This is a genomic window from Acinetobacter sp. RUH 2624 (assembly GCF_000162375.2).
GTDB classification, from domain to species: domain Bacteria; phylum Pseudomonadota; class Gammaproteobacteria; order Pseudomonadales; family Moraxellaceae; genus Acinetobacter; species Acinetobacter nosocomialis.
In genome coordinates, this window is record NZ_KI391939.1 from 1,596,433 (window position 1) to 1,604,270 (window position 7,838).

Here is a 7,838-nt window from a genome sequence, read left to right on the forward strand (position 1 = left end):
CTGACAGGGTTCTTGTTAGTCTTTAGTCCTAAAAAAGCAAAGGAATATTTATATGCGCTATATCGATCCAAATCAACCAGGCTCAAAAGTTCAATTTAAATCACAATATGAAAATTTTATTGGCGGTGAATGGGTTGCACCTCTAAAGGGTGAATATTTTGATAATGTATCGCCAGTGGATGGAAAAGCTTTCACACGCATTCCACGCTCTAGTGCTGAAGATATTGAACTTGCTTTAGATGCAGCACACAAAGCAAAAGCTTCATGGAATAAATCTTCACCGACTACACGTTCTAATATACTTTTAAAAATTGCTGATCGTTTAGAAGCAAATCTTGAAATGCTTGCGGTTGCAGAAACTTGGGATAACGGTAAAGCAGTTCGTGAAACTTTGGCAGCCGACCTTCCACTTGCAATCGACCATTTCCGTTATTTCGCAGGATGTATTCGTGCTCAAGAAGGCGGCATCTCTGAAATTGATGAAGATACCATTGCCTACCATTTCCATGAACCGCTAGGTGTGGTTGGTCAAATTATTCCATGGAACTTCCCGATTTTAATGGCTGCATGGAAGCTCGCTCCTGCTTTGGCGGCTGGTAACTGTGTGGTGATTAAACCAGCTGAGCAAACTCCGGTAGGTATTTTGTTAGTTGCCGAACTTATCCAAGATATCTTACCGCCGGGCGTACTCAATATTGTGAATGGTTTCGGTGCAGAAGTTGGCCGCCCATTAGCGACAAGCCCACGTATTGCCAAAATCGCGTTTACCGGTTCAACACAAACTGGGCAAATGGTCATGCAATATGCGACCGAAAATATTATTCCAGTTACGTTAGAGCTTGGTGGCAAGTCACCGAACCTTTTCTTTGAAGACATCATGGATAAACAAGATGACTTCTTAGAAAAAACACTTGAAGGTTTTGCCATGTTCGCCTTAAACCAAGGTGAAGTATGTACTTGCCCTTCTCGTGCTTTAGTACAAGAAAGCATTGCTGATCAATTTTTAGAGTTGGCCGTTGAACGTGTAAAACGTATTAAAACTGGTCATCCTCTCGATACTGAAACCATGATTGGTGCTCAAGCATCTTTGCAACAACAAGAGAAAATCTTACGTTGTATTAATACGGGCCGTGAAGAAGGCGCAGAACTCTTACTAGGTGGTAGTGGCCGTAAAGAAGTAGGTGACGGTTTCTATGTTGATCCGACTATCTTTAAAGGCCACAACAGCATGCAAGTCTTCCAAGAAGAAATTTTTGGACCTGTACTTGCTGTGACAACATTTAAAGACTTTGACGATGCAATCAAAATTGCCAATGACACCATGTATGGTCTAGGTGCTGGCGTTTGGTCACGTTCAGCCCATATTTCTTACCGTGCTGGTCGCGCTATTGAGGCGGGTCGTGTCTGGACAAACTGCTATAACATCTACCCTGCGCATGCTGCATTTGGTGGTTACAAAAAGTCTGGTATTGGCCGTGAAAACCATAAGATGATGCTAGATCACTACCAACAAACCAAAAACTTGCTGGTGAGTTATTCAACCAAACCAATGGGCTTCTTCTAAGTTTCGCACCAAGTTGATACCAGGCTATCAACGCTAGAAGGAAGTAAGCTCATTAATTGTATAAAAAGCCGGTAATTTAGATTGCTGGCTTTTTTATTTAGTACAGTCAGCTCTCAAATTTTTACTATCCGGAATAAAAAAGCGTCATCTAATATTTAAAGCACATCATTTAGGCATTGCTTTTGCATTCATTCATACAAACCAACTCGCAGGAGTATTGTATGAATCAACCAGAAACAGCTTCCGTTATTTCTTCAAGTGCAGAAGTCTCATCAGCAGAATATTTTGCTCAGCGTCAACTTAAACAAGGTACGGTGGGTTGGTTACTCCTGATTGGTTTAGGCGTAGCGTATGTGATATCAGGTGATTTTGCCGGCTGGAACTTTGGTATTGCCCAAGGTGGTTGGGGTGGTATGTTTATTGCCACTGCTCTTGCTGCGCTTATGTACTTATGTCTATGTCTTTCTATGTCGGAAATGTCCACCATGATGCCGACAGCAGGTGGCGGTTATAGTTTTGCACGTGCTGCCTTTGGTCCTTTCGGAGGCTACTTAACAGGTACGGCGATTTTAATTGAATACGCAATTGCGCCTGCCGCTATTGCCGTATTTATTGGGGGTTATTGCGAATCTCTATTTGGTATTAATGGCTGGATGATTTACCTCGCCTGTTATGCCATTTTTATGGGGATACATCTCAAAGGTGCCGGCGAAGCCTTAAAAATCATGTTTGCCATTACGCTAGTCGCTGCTGTTGCTCTTGTTGTATTTATTACAGCAATGATTCCACACTTTAATGCACAAAACCTTTTAGATATTCCCGTTAGCACAGCAACTGGTGCAAGTCGTTTTCTACCTCATGGCTATTTAGGCATCTGGGCCGCAGTTCCTTTTGCTATCTGGTTTTTTCTTGCAGTAGAAGGTGTGCCGTTAGCAGCAGAAGAAGCAAAAGATCCAGCCAAGTCTCTGCCACGCGGTTTAATCGGTGCAATGCTCATCTTAACTGCATTCGCTATGCTCATTTTGTTCTTGGGTGCAGGTGCGGCGGGTGCAAGTACCTTACAAAACTCAGGCGCCCCTCTGGTAGATGCTTTGGTTAAAGTTTATGGCACCAACACTTGGCTTGCGACATTCGTAAACTTTGTGGGTTTAGCTGGTTTAATCGCAAGTTTCTTCTCAATTATCTATGCCTATTCGCGTCAAATCTTTGCATTGTCACGAGCTGGCTACTTACCTACTTCACTCTCTTTAACCAATAAAAATAAAGCTCCTTATCTTGCAATTATTATTCCGGGCATTATCGGGTTCTTACTTTCACTCGGCTTTGTTGCATAAACATTCAAAAGCTGAGTTCTCCCCAATCCATTCAAATTTAAGACACAACTTGGGTGCGAGGTCTACCTAATTCCGTAAATCTATTCAGAACTGCCACACGCGCATGAATTTCATTGACCTGACTTTGAAAATGTCTTGCCGTCAGCCTATCACCTAATAATTTGATGCAATGCATCTTGGTTTCCACCAAACTACGACGGTGATAACCCGACCATTTTTTCCATAGGGTTCTGCCTAAATGTTTAACCGTTTGAAGTAACTCATTTCGTTCTATTGAACTTATTTTAGAATCTTTCCAGGGCTTGGCATTCTTTCTGGGTGGAATTACTGCATGTGCTTGACGATCTGAAATCACTTTTCTGCAGCACTTCGTGTCGTACGCGCCATCGGTATAGACAGAATCTATTCGCTCATCTAGTGGAATTTGATCCAGTAAATCACCTAGTACTTGTGAATCACTGACATTATTTGTAGTAAGCTGAACGGCACGTATTTGCAGTGTTTCAGCATCTATACCAATATGCAGTTTACGCCATTGCCGACGGTATTCAGGCTGATGTTTTTTACGCTTCCATTCGCCTTCACCTAAAAACTTTAAACCCGTAGAGTCGACAAGTAGGTGTAACCCATCATGACTTTTCTGATAGCTTATCGCAATATCAATATGCTTTTGTCGTCTACAAAGGGTGGAGTAATCTGGTGCTGTCCAATTCAAGCCACAGAGTTTAATCAGGCTTTGAACAAAGCCAGTAACCATACGTAAAGAAAGACGGAATAGAGATTTGATCATTAAACAGCATTGAATCGCTGTATCGGAATAAGTTTGATTTCGTCCTTGCTTGCCTTGTGGTTGTGCATACCATTGCGTCTTAGGATCAAACCAGATTGAAATATTTCCTCGCTTGATTAAAGCTTGGTTATACGAGGACCAATTGGTTGTACGATAGATTTTAGGTGTAGGCTTCTTCATCTGGAAATTATATTACTGAAGAAGCCTTCAAGAATAGCTTTGTGCAACAAAGCCCTTTCACTCACAAAAGAAGGCGATTCACTCATTTTAATCGCGGTCTTTGGTGCAACTATTTCTTATGTGCTGATTCTTTTATCCCACATCAAACTGCGCTTATCTAAACCCGATATGCCTCGTCCTTATAAAACTCCAGGAGGAATCATCACTTCAAGCATTGCACTAGTTTTAGCAGTCGCTGCTGTGGTCGCAGGTTTTGTTGTTAATCCGAAAGTGTGGTTTATTGCTGCCGGTATCTATGTCGTATTTATTGCTTACTTCTTGTTCTACAGCCGCTATCATTTAGTGAAAGGAACACCAGAAGAAGAGTTTGCAAATATTAAAGCCGCAGAACAAGAACTATAAATAAAAGGATGTAACTATGAGTTATCGCAATATTGTCGCCAATCAACAGTATCACTTTGCTGACCTAAAAACGTTAATGGCCAAAGCTACACCGTTACGTTCAGGCGATGAGTTAGCCGGTGTAGCTGCCAGAGATGCAACCGAACATGTTGCGGCACAAATGACTTTGGCTGATGTGCCATTAAAAACCTTTTTAAATGAAGTTGTAATCGATTATGAAACTGATGAAATTACACGACTGATTATTGATGAACATGATCTGGCAGCCTTTACCCCTATTTCACACTTTACAGTAGGCGATTTTCGAAATTGGTTACTTGGAGAAGATGCCACTGCAGAAAGCTTAAAAGCTTTAGCATCAGGTTTAACTCCAGAAATGGTGGCTGCTGTCAGCAAAATTATGCGCAATCAAGATTTGATTTATGTCGCCAGCAAATGTGAAGTGGTCACCCAATTTCGCAACACAATTGGTTTAAAAGGACATCTTTCTACCCGTTTACAACCCAACCACCCTACCGATGATGTGCTCGGTATTTCAGCCAGTATTTTAGATGGGTTGATGTATGGCAATGGTGATGCCGTAATTGGCATTAACCCTGCCACGGATAACCTGCATAATTTGTCAGAGCTACTGAAATTGCTTGATCATGTCATTCAGGAATATCAAATTCCAACGCAATCTTGTGTACTTACGCATATCAGCTCAGGCATTCAACTGGCTGAAAAAAATGTACCGATTGATTTAATGTTCCAATCAATTGCCGGCACCCAACTGGCAAACGAAGGATTTGGAATTTCACTCGATTTACTACAAGAAGGATATGAAGCCACACTCGCACTCAAGCGCGGAACCATTGGACAAAATGTTATGTATTTTGAAACGGGTCAAGGGAGTGCCCTATCAAGCAATGCACATCACGGCGTTGACCAGCAAACATTAGAAACTCGGGCCTACGCAGTGGCTCGTAAATATAACCCGCTTTTGGTAAATACAGTCGTCGGCTTTATTGGCCCCGAGTACCTATTTAACGGTAAACAAATTATACGTGCAGGTTTAGAAGATCACTTCTGCGGTAAGTTGCTTGGAGTACCGATGGGCTGCGACATTTGTTACACCAACCATGCCGATGCCGACCAAAATGATATGGATGTACTTCTTACTCTATTTGGCGCCGCAGGCATTAACTTCATTATGGGAATTCCAGGTTCGGACGATGTCATGCTCAACTATCAAACCACTTCATTCCATGATGCTCTCTATTTAAGACAACTCCTCGGTTTAAAACCCGCTCCTGAGTTCTCCGCTTGGCTTGAACAACAAGGGATTTTTAAACAGCAAAACTCTCAAATTTGTTGGGCAGACCACATGCCTGACCAATTCTCTCGTCTGCTCATGAACTAGGGGGAACACCATGAAACTGAACCGTGATATTCAATATCCGTCCTCTACCCATCAGGATCAGTGGGAAAAACTTAAAGAGTTTACTGATGCCCGTATTGCTTTAGGTCGTGCTGGTTGCAGTATCCCAACACGGGCCTTACTTGAGTTCCAGTTGTCTCATGCGCAAGCAAAAGATGCTGTTTATCAACATATGGATGTTCCCTACTTGTCTGAACAGTTACAGCAAAAGCAACTTCAAACTCTTCATGTTCAAAGTAATGCCGCTAATAAAGAAATTTATCTCAAACGCCCAGATTTGGGACGCCAACTTTCAAATCTATCAAAAGAAGCCTTAATTAAAGAGTATGCAAAAAAACCACAGCAGTATGATGTTTGTATTGTGGTAGGTGACGGCCTCTCTGCAAGAGCGATTGAAGCAAATGCTATCGCATTTATTGCAGTGCTAAGCGAACATATTCAACAAGAAAACTGGAGCCTTGCGCCAATTATATTTGCAACAGGAAGCCGAGTTGCTTTAGGCGATGAAGTTGCAGAAATTTTTAAAGCCTCCATGCTGGTTATGCTTATTGGAGAGCGCCCAGGTTTAAGTTCTCCTGACAGTATGGGAGTTTACTACACATGGAATGCATATTCAGGTTGCCTTGACTCCAAACGCAACTGTATTTCCAACGTCCGTTCAGCAGGCTTAAGTATTCCAGTTGCGGTACAACGTTTAATGGCACTCATGAAAAAATCGAAGCAGCTTGGCTTTTCAGGAGTAAATTTAAAAGATGAACATCAACTTTCAAATATCGACCATAATGAAAACTCAAAGCTTTTATTTTAAATAGTAGGTTACGCATAGATATTTCTTACCTACAAAATATTTCTGCGTAACAAGATTATCTTAACGAAAAATAGCAATTTTCAGGTATTGACGATTTATATGGATATTTTCTTCTTTATATTTATCGCTATACTCCACCTATTGATCTTCTATGAATCATTTGTATGAGTACTACAAACGCCTTTCCTAAAACTATTTATGCCATTCAGCATCTTGCTTTCGAAGACTTAGGTTCATTAGAAGATGTCTTTTATCAACTTGGTTTTCGCGTCCGTTATTTTGAAGCTGGTGTAGATGATTTAACTCCTGCTTTCGCCCATGACGGTTTAACTATTATTTTAGGTGGTCCAATTGGAGTTTATGAAACTGAAGATTATCCATTTTTAAAAGATGAAATCGCTTTACTCAAACAACGTTTGGCAGCAGATAAACCAACACTTGGCATTTGCTTAGGTGCACAGCTTATAGCTCATGCACTTGGTGCCAAAGTATATGCAGGCCATCAAAAAGAAATTGGCTGGGGAGCTTTAAGCTTAAGTTTACGCCCTAATCAGGTATTATCGCCTTTGCTTAATAATATCCATGTTTTACATTGGCATGGTGATACTTTCGACCTTCCTGAAAATGCAGCCCTTTTGGCGAGTTCAGATATTTATACTAACCAAGCCTTTGAAGTGGGTAATAATATTCTTGCTTTACAGTTCCACATTGAGACGACTCAAGAAAACTTTGAAAAATGGCTTATTGGTCACACATGTGAACTTCGTAATGCTGGAATTTCCATTCCTAAATTGCGTGAGCAAAATATCGAATATGCCCCTGCACTTGAACACGCTGCATTTGAATTAATTCAAAAATTCTTGAAAAGAATTGGTTATAGTGCATAAGTGAAGTAATTTCTAATGTTTAATGAATATTATTTTTTACCACTTGGTATTTTATGACTATTTTTTAAACAAAGAAACTTTATATTTTATTTTTAGAAACATTTCAGAAAAGTTTCAGTGTATTATTAATTTGTAACATAAAATATACGCTGATTTACTATGGATATCTGGAAGTTTCTTAAAAGCTTTAATACGGTCAATACTTACTTAATGCTTTCAACAATGCTTCTCATACTATTAGTTCTTTACTTTTATGTGATTAATCCTACCTAAGCTCTTTTGCCAAGGAAGCGAAATCATAAAGAAAAAGAATATTATGATGAGAAGACCTCCGAAAAAAGCCCAACCTTACAGTTGGGCTTTTTTAATATCTGTTGTTGACTCACAATATGTTGTTCGTCTTGCGAAAAAGTAAGAGATAAGCAATCTCAACTATCTACTCACAACATGTTG

5 protein-coding genes and 2 pseudogenes are annotated in these 7,838 nt (G+C 40.4%); 6 read left to right on the forward strand and 1 reads right to left on the reverse strand.

Translation table 11 applies throughout. The annotated features are described in order from the left end of the window. Nucleotides 1–52: 52 nt before the first annotated feature. Both HMPREF0014_RS14235 and eat read left to right on the forward strand, forming a co-directional pair. Nucleotides 53–1,564 carry an aldehyde dehydrogenase family protein gene (locus tag HMPREF0014_RS14235; protein WP_001269060.1) on the forward strand — a complete coding sequence of 504 codons (1,512 nt, stop codon included), beginning with the start codon at nt 53–55 and terminating at the stop codon, nt 1,562–1,564. 221 nt (nt 1,565–1,785) lie between these two features. Next, nucleotides 1,786–2,883, forward strand: a pseudogene (eat, locus tag HMPREF0014_RS14240) (ethanolamine permease); the annotation flags it as partial. 52 nt (nt 2,884–2,935) lie between these two features. On the opposite strand, the gene HMPREF0014_RS14245 reads toward eat, so the two are convergent. Beyond that, nucleotides 2,936–3,868 (reverse strand): IS5-like element ISAha3 family transposase, encoded by a 933-nt coding sequence (locus HMPREF0014_RS14245; RefSeq protein WP_004812228.1) that lies wholly within the window; start codon nt 3,866–3,868, stop codon nt 2,936–2,938. Between the two features lie 54 nt (nt 3,869–3,922). Between HMPREF0014_RS14245 and HMPREF0014_RS14250 the strand changes: the two are divergent. The 4 genes and pseudogenes from HMPREF0014_RS14250 to HMPREF0014_RS14265 all read left to right on the forward strand — a co-directional run. Then, nucleotides 3,923–4,270, forward strand: a pseudogene (locus tag HMPREF0014_RS14250) (ethanolamine permease); the annotation flags it as partial. Nucleotides 4,271–4,286: 16 nt separating this feature from the next. Beyond that, nucleotides 4,287–5,672, forward strand: a complete 1,386-nt coding sequence (locus HMPREF0014_RS14255) for an ethanolamine ammonia-lyase subunit EutB (protein ID WP_004886560.1) — start codon at nt 4,287–4,289, stop codon at nt 5,670–5,672. 10 nt (nt 5,673–5,682) lie between these two features. Further along, the gene (gene eutC, locus HMPREF0014_RS14260; protein ID WP_002049027.1) at nt 5,683–6,498 is read left to right on the forward strand and encodes an ethanolamine ammonia-lyase subunit EutC; all 816 of its coding nucleotides are present in this window, start codon (nt 5,683–5,685) and stop codon (nt 6,496–6,498) included. 164 nt (nt 6,499–6,662) lie between these two features. Next, the gene (locus HMPREF0014_RS14265) at nt 6,663–7,385 is read left to right on the forward strand and encodes a glutamine amidotransferase (protein WP_002048996.1); all 723 of its coding nucleotides are present in this window, start codon (nt 6,663–6,665) and stop codon (nt 7,383–7,385) included. The last annotated feature ends 453 nt before the right edge of the window (nt 7,386–7,838 follow it).

Bases quoted from the DNA above. Each gene is read 5' to 3' on its own strand.
- HMPREF0014_RS14255 (WP_004886560.1), top strand. From the start codon at position 4,287: ATGAGTTATCGCAATATTGTCGCCAATCAACAGTATCACTTTGCTGAC.
- eutC (WP_002049027.1), top strand. From the start codon at position 5,683: ATGAAACTGAACCGTGATATTCAATATCCGTCCTCTACCCATCAGGAT.
- HMPREF0014_RS14245 (WP_004812228.1), bottom strand. From the start codon at position 3,868: ATGAAGAAGCCTACACCTAAAATCTATCGTACAACCAATTGGTCCTCG.
- HMPREF0014_RS14235 (WP_001269060.1), top strand. From the start codon at position 53: ATGCGCTATATCGATCCAAATCAACCAGGCTCAAAAGTTCAATTTAAA.
- HMPREF0014_RS14265 (WP_002048996.1), top strand. From the start codon at position 6,663: ATGAGTACTACAAACGCCTTTCCTAAAACTATTTATGCCATTCAGCAT.